The following is a 209-nucleotide window of genomic DNA, read 5'->3' on the forward strand; positions in this document are numbered from 1 at the left end:
CCTCCTATCGGAATCGAACCAATGACCTACTGATTACAAGTCAGTTGCTCTACCAGCTGAGCTAAGGAGGCTTTTCACTATTTTAAATTTCTTGGTACCATACACTGGAATAATCTCCTGGCATATGTACAAGAGCCTCCTATCGGAATCGAACCAATGACCTACTGATTACAAGTCAGTTGCTCTACCAGCTGAGCTAAGGAGGCTTT

At 43.5% G+C, this 209-nt stretch carries 1 tRNA gene; it reads right to left on the reverse strand.

The annotated features are described in order from the left end of the window. Window positions 1-133 precede the first annotated feature (133 nt). Window positions 134-206 (reverse strand) — tRNA-Thr (locus ACL9RF_RS17735). Between the last annotated feature and the right edge of the window lie 3 nt (window positions 207-209).

The sequence above is a fragment of the Sphingobacterium sp. Mn56C genome (assembly GCF_049319645.1).
Taxonomy (GTDB): domain Bacteria; phylum Bacteroidota; class Bacteroidia; order Sphingobacteriales; family Sphingobacteriaceae; genus Sphingobacterium.